A 17,767-nucleotide genomic window follows, 5' to 3' on the forward strand; every position below is an offset into this window, starting at 1 on the left:
AGCGATAGCCGTTGGGGACGCAAGCCGGTCAGGCGCGGGCATAGCCTTCGGAGGCCGCGATGAGCTGGCGGGTATAATCCTGCCGTGCGTTGCCCTGGCGCAGGGCCTGCACGTCCATCACCTCGACGATGCGGCCGCCCTGCATGACGGCCAGCCGGTCGCACATGTGGCCCACCACCGCCAGGTCGTGGCTGACCATCACATAGGTCAGCCCATGTTCGGCACGCAGGTCCGAGAGCAGGTTCAGGATTTCCGCCTGCACGCTGACATCCAGGGCGCTGGTCGGCTCGTCCAGCAGCAGCAGGCGCGGTTCCGCCGCAAGCGCGCGGGCGATGGCCACCCGCTGGCGCTGCCCGCCCGAAAGCTGGTGCGGATAGCGGAAGCGGAAGCCGCGGCCCAGACCCACGTCCGAAAGCAGGCTGGTGATGCGGCGATCGATATCGCCCATGCCCTGCAGGCGCAGGGTTTCCGACAGGACCGCATCGACCGAATGGCGCGGATGAAGGCTTGCGTAAGGGTCCTGGAAGACCATCTGCACGGTCTTGTAGAAGGCGCGGTCGCGGCGGCGCGCAGCCAGCGGCTGGCCCGCGACGGCGATGGTGCCGGACCATGTGTCGATCAGCCCGGCGATGGCGCGCAGGATGGTGGACTTGCCCGACCCGGATTCGCCCACAAGGCCGAAGCTTTCGCCCTGCGCGACGGTGAAGCTGGCGTCCTTCACGGCGTCCACGCGGTCGGGATCGAAGCCGAACCAGACGTTCAGATGCTCGACCGTCAGCATGGGCGGCACCGTGGCAGCGGGGGTTTCACACCCCCGCGCCCCCGTGGGATATTTGGGTGAAGAAGAAGCATCACAAGCCTCCGGGAAATTCGGTTTCGAGGCTCTGGGTGATCGTGTCGCCCTCGCGCCAGCTGTCCTGGCGTTGCAGGACCGGCAGCCGGTCCACCGGCGCGTCGAGGCGCGGCAGGCTGTTCAGCAGCCCCTGCGTGTAAGGATGACGGGCCTGGTGCAGATCCTTGGCCGCCAGCGTTTCCACGATCCGGCCCGCATACATGATCAGCACACGGTCGCAGAATTGCGCCACCAGGTTCAGGTCGTGGCTGATGAAGATCAGCCCCATGCCCCGGTCGCGGACCAGGCGGTCCATGATGTTCAGCACCTCGGTGCGGACGGATACGTCCAGGGCCGAGGTCGGTTCATCCGCGATCAGGATCTCGGGGTCGGGGGCCAGCATCATGGCGATCATGATCCGCTGGCCCATCCCGCCCGAGACCTCGTGCGGATAGGCGCCCATCACCCGTTCGGGGTCGCGGATCTGGACCGCGCGCAGCATCTCCAGCGCCTTCTGGCGGGCGGCGGGCTTCGCGCCGCCGGCATGGAGGCGATAGGCCTCGACGATCTGGTCGCCGATGGTCATGACCGGGTTCAGGCTGAACTTCGGATCCTGCATGACCATGCTGATCCGCCGGCCGCGTATCCTGCGCATCCGGCCTTCGGGCAGGTTCAGGATCGGCTGGCCCTCAAGCTCCATCCGGTCGGCGGTCACGATGCCGGGCGGACGGACAAGTCCCAGGATCGCGCGGCCGGTCATCGACTTGCCCGACCCGGATTCGCCCACCACGCCCAGCCGTTCGCGGCCCAGGTCGAAGCTGATGCCGCGCACGGCCTCGAAAGTGCCCTGGCGCGTGGGAAAGCTGACACGCAGGTTCCGGACCGACAGCAGCGTCATTCCTTGGCCCCCTTCGGATCCAGCACGTCGCGCAAGCCGTCGCCCAGCAGGTTGAAGGCCATCGAGACGATGAAGATCGCGATCCCCGGCATGGCGGCGACCCACCAGAAATCGAGGATATAGGTCCGCCCGTCCGAGATCATCGCCCCCCATTCCGGCATCGGCGGCTGCGCGCCGAGCCCCAGGAAGCCCAGACCCGCCGCCGACAGGATGATCCCCGCCATGTCCAGCGCGACCCGCACGATCAGCGAGGAAATGCACAGCGGCCAGATATGCTTGATCAGCAGCCGCAGCGGCCCCGCCCCCTGCAGGCGCGCGGCGGCGATGAAGTCGGCGTTGCGGATGGTCAGCGTCTCGGCCCGGGCAAGGCGGGCATAGGGCGGCCAGGCGGTCAGGGCCAGGGCCAGGACCGCGTTGGTGATGCTGGCGCCAAGGGCCGCCACGAAGGCCAGGGCCAGGATCAGCTTGGGGAAGGCCAGGAAGATGTCGGTGATCCGCATCAGCACCTGGTCCACCCAGCCACCGGCAAAGCCCGCCACCGTGCCGATGAACAGCCCGATGACGGGCGCGATCAGCGCCACGGTGCCGACGATGAACAGCGTGATGCGCGAGCCATGGATCAGCCGTGACAGGATGTCCCGCCCAAGCGCGTCGGTGCCCAGCCAGTGTTCGGCCGACGGCGGCTGCAGCCGGTTCGGCAGGTTTTGCGTGAAGGGGCTTTGCGGTGCGATCCAGGGTGCCAGGATCGCCATGCCGATCAGCAGGACCAGCACGATCAGCCCCAGCATCGCCAGCTTGTTGCCCCGAAAGGTCAGCCAGCCCTGGTAGAACGCGCCAAGCCGCGCCTGCCTGCGGGTCTGGGGGGCGTCGGACAGCAGCCATTCGCGCCGTGACAGTTGGCGGGACTGGTTCATTTCGACCTCGGGTCCAAGACGCGATACAGGATGTCGCTGAGAAGGTTCAAAGCCACGAAGCAGGTGCCGACGACCACGGTGCCGCCAAGAACGGCGTTCATGTCGCCTGCCAGCAGCGACTTGGTGATGTATTGGCCAAGGCCGGGCCAGCTGAAGATGATCTCGGTCAGGACGGATCCTTCCAGCAGCGATCCGAAGGACAGCGCGATCACGGTGATCAGCGGGATTCGGATGTTGCGGAAGGCATGGCGCCAGATCACCGCGCGTTCGGACAGGCCCTTCACGCGGGCGGTGGTGATGTATTCCGCCGACAGCTGTTCCAGCATGAAGCTGCGCGTCATGCGGCTGATATAGGCCAGGCTGAAATAGCCCAGCAGCGATGCGGGCAGGATGATGTGGGAAAACGCGTCCTTGAACGCGCCCCAGTCCCCCGCGATCAGCGAATCCACCAGGATCAGCCCGGTGACGGTCGGGATCATGCCGTCATAGATGATCCCCTGCCGCCCCGGCCCGCCGACCCAGCCCAGGATGCCGTAGAAGACCAGAAGCCCCATCAACCCCAGCCAGAAGATCGGCATGGAATATCCCACAAGCGCCACGACACGGGCCACCTGATCGACCACCCCGCCCCGGCGCGCGGCGGCGATCACGCCCAGGGGCACGCCGATCAGCACGCCGATCAGGGTGCCCAGGGTCGCAAGCTCGACCGTGGCGGGGAAGACGCGCTTGATGTCATCGACCACAAGCTGCCCGGTGGAAATGGAACGGCCGAAATCGCCCGTTACCACGTCGCCCAGATAGCGGGCAAACTGGATGTACAGCGGCTGGTCCAGACCCATTGCCTGATAAGCCGCGTCGTATTGCGCCTGCGTGGCACGGTCGCCCACCACCTTCAGCACCGGGTCGATCGGCATGACCCGGCCGATGATGAAGGTCACCAGAAGCAGGCCCAGCAGCGTCAGGACCAGCGACAGGACCGTGCCGCCAATGCTGCGGGCGCGGCGGCGTCGGGCGGCAGCGCGGCCATTCGGCGCGGGGGGCATGGCCCCCCGTCCACCTGCCCCGCTGTCGGTCGCGGTCACGCCTATTCGCCCTTCGTCACCTGCCGATACATGACCGAAGTCACCGCCCGGCCAGAGTTCCAGTTCTGCACGTTGTTGCGCAGGCCCGTCGGCTCGATCCGCTGGAACAGCGGCACGATCGGCGCCTCGGCCTGGTACTGCTTCTGAAGGTCGATATACATCTGGGCCCGCTTCTCGCCGTCCTGCTCGAGGGTCGCGGCCAGCGTCGCCTCGTTCATCTCCTGCGGGACGGCATAGGCGTTGCGCCAGGCCAGAAGGCCGGTCGCCTGCGCCTCGTCGCTGTTGTCGGGGTTATAGGCGAAGGTCGCGGCATTGGTGTTCGGATCGGAATAATCCGGCCCCCATTCGCCCAGGAAGATCGGCACCTCGCGCGCGCGATAGGCGTCCAGAACCTGCGCCCCCGTCATCTGCTCGATCTCCAGGGTCAGCCCGGCCTCGGCCATCGAGGCCTGCAGGGCCTGCGCCACGTCCACGTATTCGCGCAGGTCGCGGACCTTGGTGGTGATGGTCTTGCCGGACATGCCGGCCTCTTCGATCAGGGCCTTGGCCTTGGCCACGTCATAGGTCCAGGGCTTGTCCTCCAGCGCGCCAAGATAGCCCTGGGGCAGGAAGGCCTGATGGGGCACGAACGCGCCCTTCAGGAAGCTGTTCGCGATGCCGTCGTAATCGACCAGATGCTTCATCGCCTCGATCACCTTGGGGTCCGACAGCACGGGGTCCTTCTGGTTCAGGCCCATGTAGAGGATCCGGCCGCGCGGTTCATCCTGCACCGTGATGCCGTCGACTTTGCGGATCGAATCCACGTCCGTCGGCGTCAGGTTGCGGGCCACGTCGATGTCGCCCTGTTCCAGCAGCAGGCGCTGCGCGCTGGATTCCGCGACGTTGCGCACGATGACGCGCTTCATCGCGGGCGCGCCCTGCCAGTATTTCTCGAAGGCGGCCAGTTGCACGGCCTCGTTCGGGCGCCAGGCCGCCAGCGTATAGGGGCCCGATCCCGCGGCGTTGGTGTTCAACCAGGTGTTGCCCAGATCCTCGCCCTGGACATTGGCCATGACGGTTTCCTTGTCCACCACGCTGGCCACGTTGGCCGTCAGGCAGTTCAGCACAAAGGTCGGCGCATAGGGCTTGTCCATGTGCAGGGTCAGGGTCTTGTCGTCGAAGGTGATCTTTTCCTCGACGTTTTCGGGCGTGAAGCCGAACTGGGTCAGGATGAAGGCCGGGGTCTTGTTCAGGATCACCGCGCGTTGCAGCGACCAGGCCGCATCCTCGGCGCGGACGGGGTTGCCGGAATGGAAGGTCACGCCGTCGCGGATGGTGAAGGTGATGGACATGCCGTCCTCGCTCACCTCCCAGCTTTCGGCCAGCGAGGGCTTGAAGCCCGCGTCCATGTCCATCGGGTCGAAATCGACCAGCCGGTCATAGGTGTTCTGGTTCACGTCATTGCCCGAGAACTCGAAGCTTTGCGCCGGGTCCAGGCTGATGATGTCGTCGATCGTATGGGCCACCACCAGCGTGTCCGCGGGGGTTTCGGCCCAGGCCGCGGGCGCGATGGCAAGGGCGGATGCCAGCAGGATCGCGCGCGGGGTCAGAAGATGTTTCATGATGCTTCCCTGTTCTTTCGTCCCCGCGCCCTGGCGGGGTTGGATGAGGAAAGGTGGCCCAAGGCAGGACGGCTTGCAAGCCTTTGATGATCAAGCCTGCCGCAACGTCCGCTTGAACGCGGCCAGCCAGCGGGGCGCGTCGAATCCGGCGGGGGGCGCGGGGGCGTAAAGCTGGCGGTCCAGATCGGCCAGCAGGGCCGGAGCGGGCTGGCCGCGCCAGCGCAGGTGCAGGTCAACGGCGGCGCGCAGGGCGGCCAGGTCGCCGGCGTCGGCGGCGCGACGCATGGCCCGCGCATGGGGTCCGGGCCACAGGCGGCGCATCCGCCGCCGCATCGCGGCCCCGGGCAGCAGCCCCTGCCCGCGCAGCATCAATGCCAGCGAAACCGCCATGCCTGCGCCCAGGGCCCCGGCGGCAAGGGGCCAGTTGCGCCAGGCCACCTGTTCGGACGCGCCGAAGTTCGACCCGAAGCCTGCAAAGCCAAAGGGGATCGGCTTCAGCGGCGCGACCTCGATCTGGCGGCTGTCGGTATCGAACCAGGGGAAGGCCTCGGCATGAAGGATCGCGGGTTCGCCAGTCTTGGGGCGCAACTGCCATTCCCACACCACGCGCGCCACGGGCCCCTGTTCGGTCAGCAGGTTTTCGCGCCGTTCGGGCTGCGTGAAGCTGATCAGCCAGGGCTCGGACAGGTCGGGGCGGGCGGGCAGCTGGTGGGCCAGGGTGCCAAGCGCCTCGACCGTGACGCGGCGGGTCAGGATCTCGTCCTTTTTCAGCTTGCCCGGATCGGTCGACAATTCGTCCGTCAGGGTCAGTTGGCGGGCCGACAGCGGCGGCGCGTCAGCCGGGAAGGGCCGCACCCCCAGGGTGATGGGGGCGGCGGTCACCACGGTTTCGGCGCGCTGCCCGTCGTCCTGCACATGGGTCAGCCTGTGGCTGATCGGGCCGACGGTCACTGCCCCCTCCCGCCGGGGAAACAGCGCGACCTTGCGTTCGAAGATCTGCAGAAGCCGGCCCTGCACGCGCTCCTTGTGCCAGTCGTCGCGGGCGATCTGGATCCAGTCGTAGTCGGCCGAGCTCGGGAACTCCATCTCCTCCAGCGACACGGTCAGGTCGTATTCGCCGCGGATCGTCAGCTCGACCATTTCCGACACGACCGGGTTGCCGTGGTCATGCAGCACCATCAGCCGGGTGTCGCCCTGCGCCAGGGCCGCGCCCGCAAGCCACAGCCAGATCAGAAGGGCGCGGATCACCATGGGTCGCCCTCCTCGGGGCGGATCAGGCCCAACCGGGCGCGGCGGTCGAATTCGGCGCGGATGCGCAGCTTCAGGAATTCGCCCGGATCGTCGCTGATCGTGTCCAGCCACTGGTCGGTTGCCGCCAGCCCCTTGGCCTCCAGCCGCCGTTCCCATTCCGGACCGGAAAGATTGGCCAGCAGATCGGCGATCGGCACCTCGTCCGCGGGCAGGCCCCCTGCCCCGCTGATCCGGCCGGGCACGGTGGAAACCCCGCGTTCGGGCGGATACATCGCGACGACCAGATCGCGGTTGCGCCGCGCCTGCTCGTCCGCGGGATTGGCGAACAGCATGGCGTCGAAATAGGCGACCGACAGCGGATAATCCCCCGTCGCGGCCAGCGACAGGCCGCGGTTGTAGGTCTGCGACCGACCCGCCTTGGCAAAGGCCGCGTCGGCCGCCGGATAGTCGCCCAGGCGATAGAACGCCACGCCCCGCGCCGCCGGATCGTCCAGCAGGGCGGCGGCGGGGCGGTCCAGCCCGGCGCGCAGGGCCAGGCGGCCAAGCGCCTCGGGACCCGCCGCGGCCAGCGCCGCCACACCGGCCAGGGCAAGCAGCGCGGGCTTCATTCCTGCCTCCGCAGCATGACCAACAGCGGCGGCAGGGCCAGCATCGCCAGCCAGGGACCAAGGTCGCGATAGTGCAGCGCCTGCAGCACGGGATCGCGGACCGATCCCCCGCTGCGCGCCAGCCGGGAGGCCAGCGCATCCGTGTCGTCCCACCCCATCACCGTTCCGCCGCGCGCCAGCCGGTCCAGCGCATCGTCGTCCGCGGCCGGGGCACCGGGGGCCCGCCCGTCCAGCCGCAGCGCCCAGAGCCGCACGCCCTGCCCCGCCAGCCGGTCCGCCTCGGCCAGGGCCTGCCGGTCCACCCCGCCCCCGTCCGAGATCAGCACAAGATCGGCCCGTGGCAGCCCGGCCAGCATCTGCCCCGCCATGCCGATGGCCGCGGCGGGGCGCGAGCCCTTGCCCGGCATCGTCTCGCCGTCCAGGACGCCGATCTGCGTCTGCAACGTTCCCACGTCCAGCGTCGGCGCGGATGCGGTGAAGGCCTCGCCTCCATACAGGATCAGCCCGACCGGGCGCCCCGACAGCGCCTGCGCCAGCCCCGCCGCCGCAAGCTTGGCCTGATCCAGACCCGCCCCCTTCGCGACCGAAGGCGAGAGATCCACCGCCAGCACCACCGCATCGGCCTGCGCCAGCACCGGCGCGTCCGTGCGGGGCAGCGCCGGCCCCGCCATGCCGCAGACCAGCAGCGCCAGCGCGGCAGGCGCCAGCAGCCGCATCCACAGGGGCTGCCGCCCGCCCAAGGCCCCAAGCGCCTGCATCGCGCGCAGCATGTCGCGCCCCATCACCCGTTCCCAGCCCCCGGCATCAGGCAGGCGCCTCAGGCGCAGCAGGACCAGCGCCGCCAACGGCAGCAGCGCCAGCAGCCACCAGGGGCGCAGCAGGGTCAGCCCGTCCATCCGCGCCTCCGGGCCGTGATCCCGAACAGGCACAGCATGGCCAGCCCTGCAGGCCAGATCCACAAGGGCTGCCACAGCCGCATGGGCGGACGCTCCGAAGGGTTCGGCTCCAGCGTATCAAGGCTTTGCGCCACCGCCTGCAGATCCGCGGTATCGCGGACGCGGAAGCTTTCGCCCTCCGCCGCCTGCGCCACTGCGCGCAGGGTCGCCACATCCACCGCGTCGCGGGACCGGGGCTGGTTTTCCAGATCCTCGGGACCAAGGGCGATGGAGTGGACGCGGATGCCGTGGTCATGGGCCAGACGCGCGGCATCGACCGCAGGCACGGTGCCCGAGGTATCGACGCCGTCCGACATCAGCACGATCACCCGCGTGGGCGCATCGCTGCGCGACAGGCGCTTGGCCGCAAGGCCCAGCCCGTCCGAGATGGCGGTGCCGCGCCCGGAGATGCCGATCTGCGCCTCGTCTATGGCGCGGGCGACGGCGTCCACGTCGAAGGTCAGGGGGGCCGCGAAATAGGCGCGCTCGCCAAAGATCACCAGTCCGATCCGGTCGCCCCGCCGCGCCGCGACAAAGGCCGAGGCCGTCCGCTTCACCGCATCCAGCCGCGTGACGGGCTGGTCGTCCAGGTAGAAATCCTCCTTCAGCATGCTGCCCGACAGGTCCATCACCAGCACGATGTCGCGCCCCGAGGCGGGGATCACGTCGCTTGCAACCTCGACCCGCGGCCCGGCCAGCGCCACGACCAGCGCGGTCCAGGCCAGGGCGGCCAGCCACGGCCCGCGCAGGCGCGCGCCGCTGGCCGGGCTGGCCCCGCGCAGCAGATGCGCGGGCAGGATCAGCGCGGGTCGGGGCACCGCCAGGTGCGGCAGCAGGCGCCGCAGCAGAAGCGGAAGGGGCAGAAGCAGCAGAATCCAGGGCCAGGCGAGGCTCATCCCCGGCGGCCCCTGCGCAGGGCGATGCGTTCCAGCGTCGCATCGTCGGGGGCGGGCGCGGCGCCATAGGCGGCGGGCCGCAGCGGTTCCGGAAGGCGGCCGAGGATGCGCGCGATGGCCAGGATGCGCATCTCGGGCGGAAGCCCGCGCGTGGCCCGGACCAGCGCGCGGCGCGAGGGCCTGCGGCTCATCAGCGGGCGCAGGACCAGCGCGGCCAGCAGCCCCGCCAGCAGGCCGATGGCCGCCAGGGCCAGGATTTCGCGCCAGCCGAGGGTGGCGATCTCCAGCGGCAGGCGGGGCGGGGAGAGTTGCGCCAGAAGCTCGTCCCGCGTCACGGCCGCACCTCGGTCACGGTGGCGCCAAGCGCGCGAAGCCGGGCCAGATCGGCGCCGGTGTCGGGGGCCGACAGCCGGACGAGGCGGCTGTGCTGCCCGTCGCTGACCGCCAGCGGCCCGCGCGGGGGCTGCAGTTCCGCGTCGTCCAGCATCAAGGCCAGCGTGACCGACCGGCGCCGGGCCAGGGTGGCCAGCGCGGCCTCGGACCCGTGCAGACCGTCCAGACAGGTCGCGACCAGCACCCGACCGCCCCCGGGCGAAAGCCGCATGGCCCGCACCAGCGCCTCGGCCAGGGGCGCATGGCCGGGCGCCTGCAGGGCGTGATCGTGCTGGCGGGCCATGGCGTTGCAGACAGCGGCCATTTGCCCGTCGCCGCTGCCGCCCGCAAGCTCGGCCAGCCGGGGACCGTCCGCCATCAGCAGGGCGACCGAACCGCCGCGTCCCGCCACGCGCCAGCCGGCCTGCGCCAGATGCCGCGCGGCCCGGACCGACCGCAGGGCAACGCCCGTCCCCCACAGCATCGGCGCGCGGAAATCGGCAACCAGCAGGATCGTGTCGTCGCGATCCTCGTGCAGGCTGCGGATATGGGGATGGCCGGTGCGCGCCGTCGCCGCCGGGTCCAGCCGTCGCGGGTCGTCGCCCGCGACATAGGCGCGGATTTCCCGCAGGTCCATGCCCGCGCCCTGCGTCCGCGCGGGAACCGCCCCCGCGCGCCGGGTCAGCGGCCGGTGCCGGACCTTTCCGCCTGCCCCCTCGCGCAGGGCCAGAAGTTCGGCGGCACCCAGGCGGATGCCGGGCGCGTCGGGCAGGCCGGCGGGCCAGGCTACCACGGGCGCACCTGCCGCAGGATATCGGCCACAAGGCTGCGGCCGGTGCGGCCCTCGCCGCTGGCCGACCAGGCGGGGATCAGACGGTGGGACAGGGCGTCGGCGGCCAGCGCCTCGGCATCCTCGGGCAGGCCGTGGTCGCGGCCATGCAGCCAGGACCGCGCCCGGACGCCCGCCGCCAGGGCCAGCGTGCCGCGAGGGGACACGGGATGTTCCACCCATTCCGCCACCGCGCCGCCGGGCCGTGTCGCCATGACCAGCCGGACGATGAAGTCCTTGAGCGCGGGGGCCAGATGGACGCGCGCCACCTCGGCCCGGGCGCGGGCCAGGTCGGCTGCGGAAACCACCGTGCCGCGCAGGGGCGCGGGCGCCACCGTTTCGGCCTCGACCAGGTCAAGGATCGCGCGTTCGGCCTCGGCCCCCGGCAGGTCCAGGCGCAGGTGCAGAAGGAAGCGGTCAAGCTGCGCCTCGGGCAGCGGGAAGGTGCCTTCGTGTTCGATAGGGTTCTGGGTCGCCACCACCATGAAGGGATCCGGCAAGGGACGCGTGGTCCCGCCCGAGGTCACCTGCCCCTCGGCCATGGCCTCCAGCAGCGCGGACTGCACCTTGGGAGGCGCGCGGTTGATCTCGTCCACCAGCACAAGGCTGTGGAAGATCGGGCCGGGGATGAAGTCGAAGCCGCCGGTTTCGGGGCGGAACACCTGCGTGCCGGTCAGGTCCGAGGGCAGCAGGTCCGGCGTGCACTGGATGCGGGCATGGCTGCCCGGCAGATGCGCCGCAAGCGCCTTGACGGCGCGGGTCTTGGCAATGCCGGGCGGGCCTTCGATCAGGACGTGGCCGCCCGCCAGCAGGGCGATCAGCAGCCGTTCGACCAGCAGGTCATGGCCGATCAGCGTGGCGCCGATTTCCGTTCCCAAGCGCCTGACGGCATGGGCCTTGTCGCTGTGATCGTCCATCGCTTCCTCCCCTCGCGTTGAACGTGTGCAGTCTGCTGCCGCAGGGGGCGGGAATCCAGCGCGAATAGGGAATATTTCCTGCCACTTTGGTCTGAACGTCCCCCTCCACCGGGCGACAAGGGTTCAGCGGCGCAGCGCGTAGCCCGTCAGGAGCACCAGCCCGGCCGCCATGGCAAACCAGGTCAGGGCGTAGGACAGGTGGTGGTTGCGGAACGAGATCACGGTCAGGCCCCCGACCGGTTGTTCCTCGCCCGCCCGGTCGGCATCGATGAAATAGGGCGCGGCGCCGGACAGGCCCAGCGTTGCCGCGATGGCCTGCGTATCGCGCGAATACCAGCGGCCCGCGGCAGGATCGTTGGCGCGCAGGAAGGCGCCGTCCGGCTGGGTCATGCGCAGCAGACCCGTCACGGACTGGTCCCCCGCGGGCAAGGGTCGGTCCTCGCGGCGGTCCGCCGCCACAAAGCCGCGGTTGACCAGCACGGTCCAGCCGCCATCGGTTTCAAGGGGCGTCATCACCCAGAAGCCCGACCCGCGTTCCGTCACCGCCTGCACCAGAACGTCGCTGTCCGGCGCATAGCGGCCCGAAACCGTAACGCGGCGGTATTCGGCTACATCCCTTGTCAGCCCCGCCCATTCGGCGGGCGGCGGCGCGGGCACGGGTTCGGCTGCCACGCGGGCATCGACGCGGGCGATCAGGTCGTTCTTCCAGGCCAGCCGCTGCATCTGCCAGACGCCAAGCCCCATCAGGACCAGAAAGACGATTCCGGCCGCCACCAGCATGGCAATGGGGCGGCGGCGAGGTGTCAAGAGCCGAGGCCCAGAGCCTCGTGGTTCATCTGAGGCATCATGTTGGTGTTCATGTGGTACATGACCCACAGCGACCCGGCCAGCACGATGACCAGGATGACGACCGTGAAGATCAGGGCCATCATGGTCCAGCCCTCGTCGCTGCGGGTGTTCATGTGCAGGAAATAGACCATGTGGACCAGGATCTGCACGATTGCCATGCCCACCACCACCGCGGCGGTCAGGAAGCGGCTTTCGAAGCCTCCTCCCATGACGATGGCGAAGGGGATCGCGGTCAGGATGACCGACAGGATGAAGCCGGTCATGTAGGACCGGAAGCTGCCGTGGTCGTGGCCGTCGTCATGGTGGTCGCCATGCGCCTCGGCGCGGCGTTGGGCATGGTGCTTGTCGCCCTGGGCTTCAATCGAAGTCATCAGATCATCCCCAGCAGATAGACAAAGGTGAAGACGCCGATCCAGATCACGTCCAGAAAGTGCCAGAACATCGACAGGCAGGACAGGCGGCGGCGGTTCGCGGGGATCAGCCCCCGCTGGCTGACCTGGATCATCAGCGTGACCAGCCACAGGCAGCCAAAGGCCACGTGCAGCCCGTGGGTGCCCACAAGCGCGAAGAACGAGGACAGGAAGGCCGACCGCTGCGGCCCGGCGCCCAGGTGGATCAGGTGGTTGAACTCGTAAAGCTCGACCCCCAGGAAGGCCAGGCCGAAGACCAGCGTGACGGCCAGCCAGCCCAGCGTGCCGTTCTTGTTGTTCTTGACCATGGCCAGCATGGCAAAGCCGTAGGTGATCGAGGACAGCAGCAGGAAGGCCGTGTTCAGCGCGACCAGTTCAAGGTCGAACAGATCCTTCGGCCCCGGCCCGGCGGCATAGCTGGCGCCCAGCACCCCGAAGGTCGCGAAAAGGATCGCGAACATCAGGCAGTCGCTCATCAGGTAGACCCAGAAGCCGATGCTGGTCGAGGCGCCCTCGTGATGGTGGTGCGGCTCGACTTCCCAGAAATCGCCGGGGGCCTGTTGGGTGACGGTGCTCATGGATCAGGCTCCTGCGCTTGCCAGCTGGCGGTCGCGGGCCTCCTCGGTCGCGCGGACCTCGGCGGCCGGGATGTGGTAGTCGCGGGCATAGTTGAAGGTATGGAGAATCGAGGCGATCACCACACCCGCGAAGGACAGGGCGGCCAGCCACCAGATGTACCAGACCAGCGCAAAGCCGCAGACCGTCGCGAAACCGGCGATGATCACCCCTGCCCCGGTGTTCTTCGGCATGTGGATCGGCACATAGGCCGCGCGCGGCCGGGTCTGGCCAAAGCGCTTCATGTCCCACCAGGTATCCAGGCCGTGGCTCACCGGCGTGAAGGCGAAGTTGTAGGCCGGGGGCGGCGAGGAGGTCGCCCATTCCAGCGTGCGACCGTTCCAGGGATCGCCGGTCTCGTCGCGCAACTGGTCGCGGCGCATGATCGACACGCCGAACTGGATGAACATCGCGGCGATGCCGATGGCGATCAGGACGGCGCCGAAGGCCGCGATGATGAACCAGATCTGCAGGCTGGGATCGTCGAAGACCCGCATCCGCCGCGTCACGCCCATCAGGCCCAGCACATAGAGCGGCGCGAAGGCGACCCAGAAGCCGACGACCCAGAACCAGAAGCTGACCTTGCCCCACCACGGGTCCAGCCGGAAGCCGAAGGCCTTGGGCCACCAGTAATAGACCGCCGCGAACAGGCCGAACAGCACGCCGCCGATGATGACGTTGTGGAAATGCGCGATCAGGAACAGCGAGTTGTGCAGCACGAAGTCGGCGGGCGGCACGGCCAGCAGCACGCCCGTCATGCCGCCGATCACGAAGGTCAGCATGAAGGCCACCGTCCACATCATCGGCAGTTCGAACCGGATGCGGCTGCGATACATGGTGAACAGCCAGTTGAAGATCTTGGCGCCCGTGGGCACCGAGATGATCATGGTGGTGATCCCGAAGAACGAGTTCACCGAGGCGCCCGAGCCCATCGTGAAGAAGTGGTGCAGCCAGACCAGATAGGACAGGATGGTGATGCAGACGGTCGCATAGACCATCGAGGTATAGCCGAACAGCCGCTTGCCGGTGAAGGTCGCCACGACCTCGGAATAGACGCCGAACAGCGGCAGGATCAGGATGTAGACCTCGGGGTGGCCCCAGATCCAGATCAGGTTCACATACATCATGGCGTTGCCGCCAAGATCGTTGGTGAAGAAGTTGGTGCCGACATAGCGGTCAAGCGTCAGCAGGACCAGGGTCGCGGTCAGGACCGGGAACGAGGCCACGATCAGGATGTTCGTGCACAGCGAGGTCCAGGTGAAGATCGGCATCCGCATCATGGTCATGCCGGGCGCGCGCATCTTGATGATCGTCACCAGAAGGTTGATGCCCGACAGCGTGGTCCCCACCCCCGCGACCTGAAGGCCCCAGATGTAGTAATCCACGCCCACATAGGGGCTGTAGCCCAGGCCCGACAGCGGCGGGAAGGCCAGCCAGCCGGTCTGCGCGAACTCGCCCACGAACAGCGACATCATGGTCAGCACGGCGCCGCCGACCGTCATCCAGAAGCTGAAGTTGTTCAGGAACGGGAAGGACACGTCCCGCGCGCCGATCTGCAAGGGCACGACATAGTTCATCAGGCCCGTGACGAAGGGCATCGCCACGAAGAAGATCATGATGACCCCGTGGGCCGAGAAGATCTGGTCGTAGTGGTGGGCGTTCAGATAGCCCTCGGACCCGTTGAAGGCGATGGCCTGCTGAAGCCGCATCATGATGGCATCGGCAAAGCCGCGCACGAACATGATCAGTGCCAGCACGATATACATGATGCCGATCTTCTTGTGATCGACCGAGGTGAACCATTCGTTCCACAGGTAGGACCACAGCCGGTACTTGTGCAGTATCCACAACAGGCCGGCGCCGCCGATGGCGACGACAACGCCGGTGGCCCAGACGATCGGGTCCTGGGGGATTGCATGCCAGTCCAGGCGGCCCAGCAGGAAGGTGGTCGGAATTTCGGAGGGAATAGCCATCGTCGGATCCGCTTACAAATTCTGTTCCGCGCCGTCCTGCGGCAGGGATTGGGTCAGGCGGTTGGGGTTCAGGTGCGGGCTGAAGAAGCCCTGCGGCGCTGCAAGGCCCCGACCGCGCATGGGCGACAGGTCGCGGGGTTCTTCCACCCCCGAGGGCGCGGAAGCGGCAAGCATCTGGTTCAGTTCCTCGACGCTGCAGATGCCGCTGACCTGGAAGGGCGGCAGGCCCAGGACCGGGCGCGCGGTGCCGGGGGCGTCGTCATCGGCCAGGGCCGCCACGTTGGCGATGCCCGGCAGGCCAAGCCCGCCCTGCGCGTCATAGGCCATCATCTCGGCCATGCACATGCGGTTTTCCTCGACGCACATGTTCACGACCCGGCTGAACAACTGGGGATCGACCTCGGCGAAGGTCATGGGCGCGACGTTCTCGCTGGGCTTTTCCAGTTCCAGGTAGCGGCCACGGTCCAGCGTCTCGCCGCCGGCCGCGGCCTGCGCGATCCAGTCGTCGAAACCGGCATCGTCAAGCGCCACCGCCTTGAAGCGCATCCCCGAGAAGCCGGCCCCCGAGTAATGCGAGGCAAGCCCCTGGTATTCGCCGGGATGGTTGAAGACGCCGTGCAGCGTGGTCTGCATCCCCGGCATGGCATAGATCATGCCCGCCATCGCCGGGATGTAGAACGCGTTCATCACCGAGGTGGAGGTCAGCGTGAATTCGACCGGGCGGTCCACCGGCACGGCCATCTGGTTCACGGTCGCCACACCCTGTTCGGGATAGATGAACAGCCATTTCCAGTCCATCGCCACCACCTGCACCTGCAGGGGCTCGGCGGCCTCGATCGGTTTCTCGGCGCTGATGCGGTCCAGGGGCCGATAGGGATCCAACAGATGCGTGCCGACCCAGGTCAGCGCGCCAAGCGAGACGATGATCAGAAGCGGGATCGCCCAGATCACCAGTTCCAGCTTGGTCGAGTGATCCCAGTCGGGGTCATAGCTGGCCTTGCTGTTGTTCGCGCGGTAGCGCCAGGCGAACCATACGGTCAGGGCCATGACCGGGATGATGATGATCAGCATCAGCAGCGTCGATTGCACCAGCAGGTCCGCCTGCCGCGCGGCGATGTCGCCCGACGGCGACAGCACGACGGGTTTGCACCCCGGCAGGGCCAGGAATGGCAGAAGCCACAAAAGACGTTTGCGAAGATATGTCATGTCCGGTGATAACCCCGCTGGCAGGACGGAACGCCCAGAAGTTCAGACGACAGCGCCGTTGAGAATGTGGCGCAGATAGCCCTCTCGGCCGCGCCCCGACAGACGACAATTTGTCGCGTGTCCATTCGGCGTGGAATGGTCCATTCCTGCCGGAAACACGCGAATCCCCAAGGGGTCGCCTTTCTGCCCTTCCTATCTTCTGCCCTAACCGGAGTGGTTCACGCAATGGTGACATCTGCCGAAACCCCAGTCCGTCGCAGCCCCGGCAAGGATGCCGACGATATCCATGTCTCGCCTTCGGACATCGCAGTCGGCGTGGTGATCGGGCGCACGTCGGAATTCTTCGACTTCTTCGTCTTTGCCATCGCCTCGGTCATCGTCTTCCCGGCGCGCTTGTTTCCCTTCGTGGACCCGCTGCAGGGCACGCTTCTGTCCTTCCTGCTGGTGCTGCTGGCCTTTGTCGCGCGTCCCGTAGGCACCGCGATCTTCATGCGCATCGACCGCAAGCATGGCCGCGTGGCCAAGCTGACGCTGGCGCTGTTCCTGCTGGGAACCTCGACCGTGGCCATGGGCTTGGTGCCTTCTTATGCCGTGCTGGGCGAATGGGCGATCATCATCATGGCGGCCCTGCGCATCGGCCAGGGTCTGGCCATCGGCGGCAGCTGGGACGGGCTTGCATCCTTGCTGGCGCTGAGCGCGCCCAAGGAAAAGCGCGGCTTCTATGCGATGGTGCCGCAGCTTGGCGCGCCCATCGGGCTGATCGTCGCGGCCATGCTGTTTTCCTATCTGGTGTCGAACCTGTCCGAACAGGACTTCCTGGACTGGGGCTGGCGCTATCCGTTCTTTGTCGCCTTCTCGGTCAACGTGGTGGCGCTGTTCGCCCGCCTGCGCATCGTCGCCTCGCCCGAGTTCGAGGAAGCGTTCAAGTCGCGCGAGCTGCAGCCCACCCGCATCCGGGCAGCCTTCCGCTCCGACTGGCGCGCCATCTGGCTTGCCTCGTTCGTGCCGCTGGCCAGCTTCGCGATGTTCCACATGGTGACGGTGTTCCCGCTGTCGTGGGTTTATCTCTATACCGATGAAACCCTGACCTTCTTCCTGAACCTGACGGCGGTCAGCGCGGCTTTCGGGCTGGGTTCGGTCCTGCTGTCCGGATACCTGTCGGACTGGTTCGGACGGCGGCGCGTGCTGCTGTGGGGGGCGCTTGCCATCGGCGCCTTCAGCCTTCTGGCGCCCCTGCTGCTGCAGGGCGGCAAGACCGGCGTGTCCACCTACATGATCGTGGGCTTCCTGATCCTGGGCATCAGCTTCGGCCTGTCGTCGGGCGCGGTCGCGTCCATGTTCAACAGCCGTAACCGGTACACCGATTCGGCCTTCGCCTCGGCCCTTGGCTGGCTGTTCGGCGCGGGGCTGGCCCCGCTGACCGCGCTGTTCCTGTCCACGACGCTGGGCCTGTTCGCGGCCGGGCTGTATCTGCTGTCGGGGGCGGTTGCGACGGCGATCGCGCTGTGGTTCGTGCGGCAGTTCGAGTTCCAGAAGCAGGGATAAAAACACCCCGCCAACACGAAAAAGCCGCCGGTGC

General features: G+C 68.0%; 18 protein-coding genes. 1 reads left to right on the top strand and 17 read right to left on the bottom strand.

Going from position 1 to position 17,767, the window contains the following annotated elements:
- Positions 1–28 precede the first annotated feature (28 nt).
- The 17 genes from OU682_RS02250 to cyoA form a co-directional block, all read right to left on the bottom strand.
- On the bottom strand, positions 29–781 hold the full coding sequence (locus tag OU682_RS02250) for an ABC transporter ATP-binding protein (protein ID WP_268940440.1): 753 nt from the start codon (positions 779–781) through the stop codon (positions 29–31).
- 70 nt (positions 782–851) lie between these two features.
- Positions 852–1,730, bottom strand: coding sequence for an ABC transporter ATP-binding protein (locus OU682_RS02255; RefSeq protein WP_268940441.1), 879 nt, complete (start codon positions 1,728–1,730; stop codon positions 852–854).
- The gene (gene nikC, locus OU682_RS02260) at positions 1,727–2,644 is read right to left on the bottom strand and encodes a nickel transporter permease (RefSeq protein WP_268940442.1); all 918 of its coding nucleotides are present in this window, start codon (positions 2,642–2,644) and stop codon (positions 1,727–1,729) included. The genes OU682_RS02255 and nikC overlap by 4 nt, the downstream gene beginning before the upstream one ends.
- The gene (locus OU682_RS02265) at positions 2,641–3,687 is read right to left on the bottom strand and encodes an ABC transporter permease (protein WP_268940661.1); all 1,047 of its coding nucleotides are present in this window, start codon (positions 3,685–3,687) and stop codon (positions 2,641–2,643) included. Before OU682_RS02265 ends, nikC begins: the two co-directional genes overlap by 4 nt.
- Positions 3,688–3,728: 41 nt before the next feature.
- Entirely contained in the window at positions 3,729–5,327 is a 1,599-nt protein-coding gene (locus OU682_RS02270; protein WP_268940443.1) for an ABC transporter substrate-binding protein, read from the bottom strand.
- A 90-nt stretch (positions 5,328–5,417) separates the two neighbouring features.
- Complete coding sequence (locus tag OU682_RS02275; RefSeq protein WP_268940444.1) at positions 5,418–6,578, bottom strand: hypothetical protein; 1,161 nt, start codon at positions 6,576–6,578, stop codon at positions 5,418–5,420.
- On the bottom strand, positions 6,572–7,186 hold the full coding sequence (locus OU682_RS02280) for a hypothetical protein (RefSeq protein WP_268940445.1): 615 nt from the start codon (positions 7,184–7,186) through the stop codon (positions 6,572–6,574). Before OU682_RS02280 ends, OU682_RS02275 begins: the two co-directional genes overlap by 7 nt.
- Entirely contained in the window at positions 7,183–8,082 is a 900-nt protein-coding gene (locus OU682_RS02285) for a VWA domain-containing protein (protein WP_268940446.1), read from the bottom strand. The genes OU682_RS02280 and OU682_RS02285 overlap by 4 nt, the downstream gene beginning before the upstream one ends.
- Positions 8,070–9,017, bottom strand: coding sequence for a VWA domain-containing protein (locus tag OU682_RS02290; protein ID WP_268940447.1), 948 nt, complete (start codon positions 9,015–9,017; stop codon positions 8,070–8,072). Before OU682_RS02290 ends, OU682_RS02285 begins: the two co-directional genes overlap by 13 nt.
- Positions 9,014–9,352, bottom strand: coding sequence for a hypothetical protein (locus OU682_RS02295; protein ID WP_268940448.1), 339 nt, complete (start codon positions 9,350–9,352; stop codon positions 9,014–9,016). The genes OU682_RS02290 and OU682_RS02295 overlap by 4 nt, the downstream gene beginning before the upstream one ends.
- On the bottom strand, positions 9,349–10,182 hold the full coding sequence (locus tag OU682_RS02300) for a DUF58 domain-containing protein (protein WP_268940449.1): 834 nt from the start codon (positions 10,180–10,182) through the stop codon (positions 9,349–9,351). The genes OU682_RS02295 and OU682_RS02300 overlap by 4 nt, the downstream gene beginning before the upstream one ends.
- Positions 10,176–11,135, bottom strand: a complete 960-nt coding sequence (locus OU682_RS02305; RefSeq protein ID WP_268940450.1) for an AAA family ATPase — start codon at positions 11,133–11,135, stop codon at positions 10,176–10,178. The genes OU682_RS02300 and OU682_RS02305 overlap by 7 nt, the downstream gene beginning before the upstream one ends.
- Before the next feature lie 123 nt (positions 11,136–11,258).
- A complete protein-coding gene (locus OU682_RS02310; protein WP_268940451.1) occupies positions 11,259–11,942 on the bottom strand; it encodes an SURF1 family protein in 684 nt (227 codons plus the stop codon).
- A complete protein-coding gene (locus OU682_RS02315; RefSeq protein WP_268940452.1) occupies positions 11,939–12,355 on the bottom strand; it encodes a cytochrome o ubiquinol oxidase subunit IV in 417 nt (138 codons plus the stop codon). Before OU682_RS02315 ends, OU682_RS02310 begins: the two co-directional genes overlap by 4 nt.
- Positions 12,355–12,972 carry a cytochrome o ubiquinol oxidase subunit III gene (cyoC, locus tag OU682_RS02320; RefSeq protein WP_268940453.1) on the bottom strand — a complete coding sequence of 206 codons (618 nt, stop codon included), beginning with the start codon at positions 12,970–12,972 and terminating at the stop codon, positions 12,355–12,357. The genes OU682_RS02315 and cyoC overlap by 1 nt, the downstream gene beginning before the upstream one ends.
- A gap of 3 nt (positions 12,973–12,975) precedes the next feature.
- Positions 12,976–14,982 (bottom strand): cytochrome o ubiquinol oxidase subunit I, encoded by a 2,007-nt coding sequence (cyoB, locus tag OU682_RS02325; protein ID WP_268940454.1) that lies wholly within the window; start codon positions 14,980–14,982, stop codon positions 12,976–12,978.
- A gap of 12 nt (positions 14,983–14,994) precedes the next feature.
- Positions 14,995–16,188, bottom strand: a complete 1,194-nt coding sequence (cyoA, locus tag OU682_RS02330; protein ID WP_268940455.1) for a ubiquinol oxidase subunit II — start codon at positions 16,186–16,188, stop codon at positions 14,995–14,997.
- 225 nt (positions 16,189–16,413) lie between these two features.
- Here cyoA and OU682_RS02335 point away from each other — a divergent pair, with 225 nt between their 5' ends.
- Positions 16,414–17,733 carry an MFS transporter gene (locus OU682_RS02335; protein WP_268940456.1) on the top strand — a complete coding sequence of 440 codons (1,320 nt, stop codon included), beginning with the start codon at positions 16,414–16,416 and terminating at the stop codon, positions 17,731–17,733.
- Positions 17,734–17,767 lie beyond the last annotated feature (34 nt).

The organism is Paracoccus benzoatiresistens (assembly GCF_026913015.1).
Classification (GTDB): domain Bacteria; phylum Pseudomonadota; class Alphaproteobacteria; order Rhodobacterales; family Rhodobacteraceae; genus Paracoccus; species Paracoccus benzoatiresistens.

What these genes read in the sequence shown, in the direction of transcription:
- OU682_RS02250 (WP_268940440.1), bottom strand. Translation starts at nt 781, where the DNA reads ATGCTGACGGTCGAGCATCTGAACGTCTGGTTCGGCTTCGATCCCGAC.
- OU682_RS02255 (WP_268940441.1), bottom strand. Translation starts at nt 1,730, where the DNA reads ATGACGCTGCTGTCGGTCCGGAACCTGCGTGTCAGCTTTCCCACGCGC.
- nikC (WP_268940442.1), bottom strand. Translation starts at nt 2,644, where the DNA reads ATGAACCAGTCCCGCCAACTGTCACGGCGCGAATGGCTGCTGTCCGAC.
- OU682_RS02265 (WP_268940661.1), bottom strand. Translation starts at nt 3,687, where the DNA reads ATGCCCCCCGCGCCGAATGGCCGCGCTGCCGCCCGACGCCGCCGCGCC.
- OU682_RS02270 (WP_268940443.1), bottom strand. Translation starts at nt 5,327, where the DNA reads ATGAAACATCTTCTGACCCCGCGCGCGATCCTGCTGGCATCCGCCCTT.
- OU682_RS02275 (WP_268940444.1), bottom strand. Translation starts at nt 6,578, where the DNA reads ATGGTGATCCGCGCCCTTCTGATCTGGCTGTGGCTTGCGGGCGCGGCC.
- OU682_RS02280 (WP_268940445.1), bottom strand. Translation starts at nt 7,186, where the DNA reads ATGAAGCCCGCGCTGCTTGCCCTGGCCGGTGTGGCGGCGCTGGCCGCG.
- OU682_RS02285 (WP_268940446.1), bottom strand. Translation starts at nt 8,082, where the DNA reads ATGGACGGGCTGACCCTGCTGCGCCCCTGGTGGCTGCTGGCGCTGCTG.
- OU682_RS02290 (WP_268940447.1), bottom strand. Translation starts at nt 9,017, where the DNA reads ATGAGCCTCGCCTGGCCCTGGATTCTGCTGCTTCTGCCCCTTCCGCTT.
- OU682_RS02305 (WP_268940450.1), bottom strand. Translation starts at nt 11,135, where the DNA reads ATGGACGATCACAGCGACAAGGCCCATGCCGTCAGGCGCTTGGGAACG.
- OU682_RS02315 (WP_268940452.1), bottom strand. Translation starts at nt 12,355, where the DNA reads ATGACTTCGATTGAAGCCCAGGGCGACAAGCACCATGCCCAACGCCGC.
- cyoC (WP_268940453.1), bottom strand. Translation starts at nt 12,972, where the DNA reads ATGAGCACCGTCACCCAACAGGCCCCCGGCGATTTCTGGGAAGTCGAG.
- cyoB (WP_268940454.1), bottom strand. Translation starts at nt 14,982, where the DNA reads ATGGCTATTCCCTCCGAAATTCCGACCACCTTCCTGCTGGGCCGCCTG.
- cyoA (WP_268940455.1), bottom strand. Translation starts at nt 16,188, where the DNA reads ATGACATATCTTCGCAAACGTCTTTTGTGGCTTCTGCCATTCCTGGCC.
- OU682_RS02335 (WP_268940456.1), top strand. Translation starts at nt 16,414, where the DNA reads ATGGTGACATCTGCCGAAACCCCAGTCCGTCGCAGCCCCGGCAAGGAT.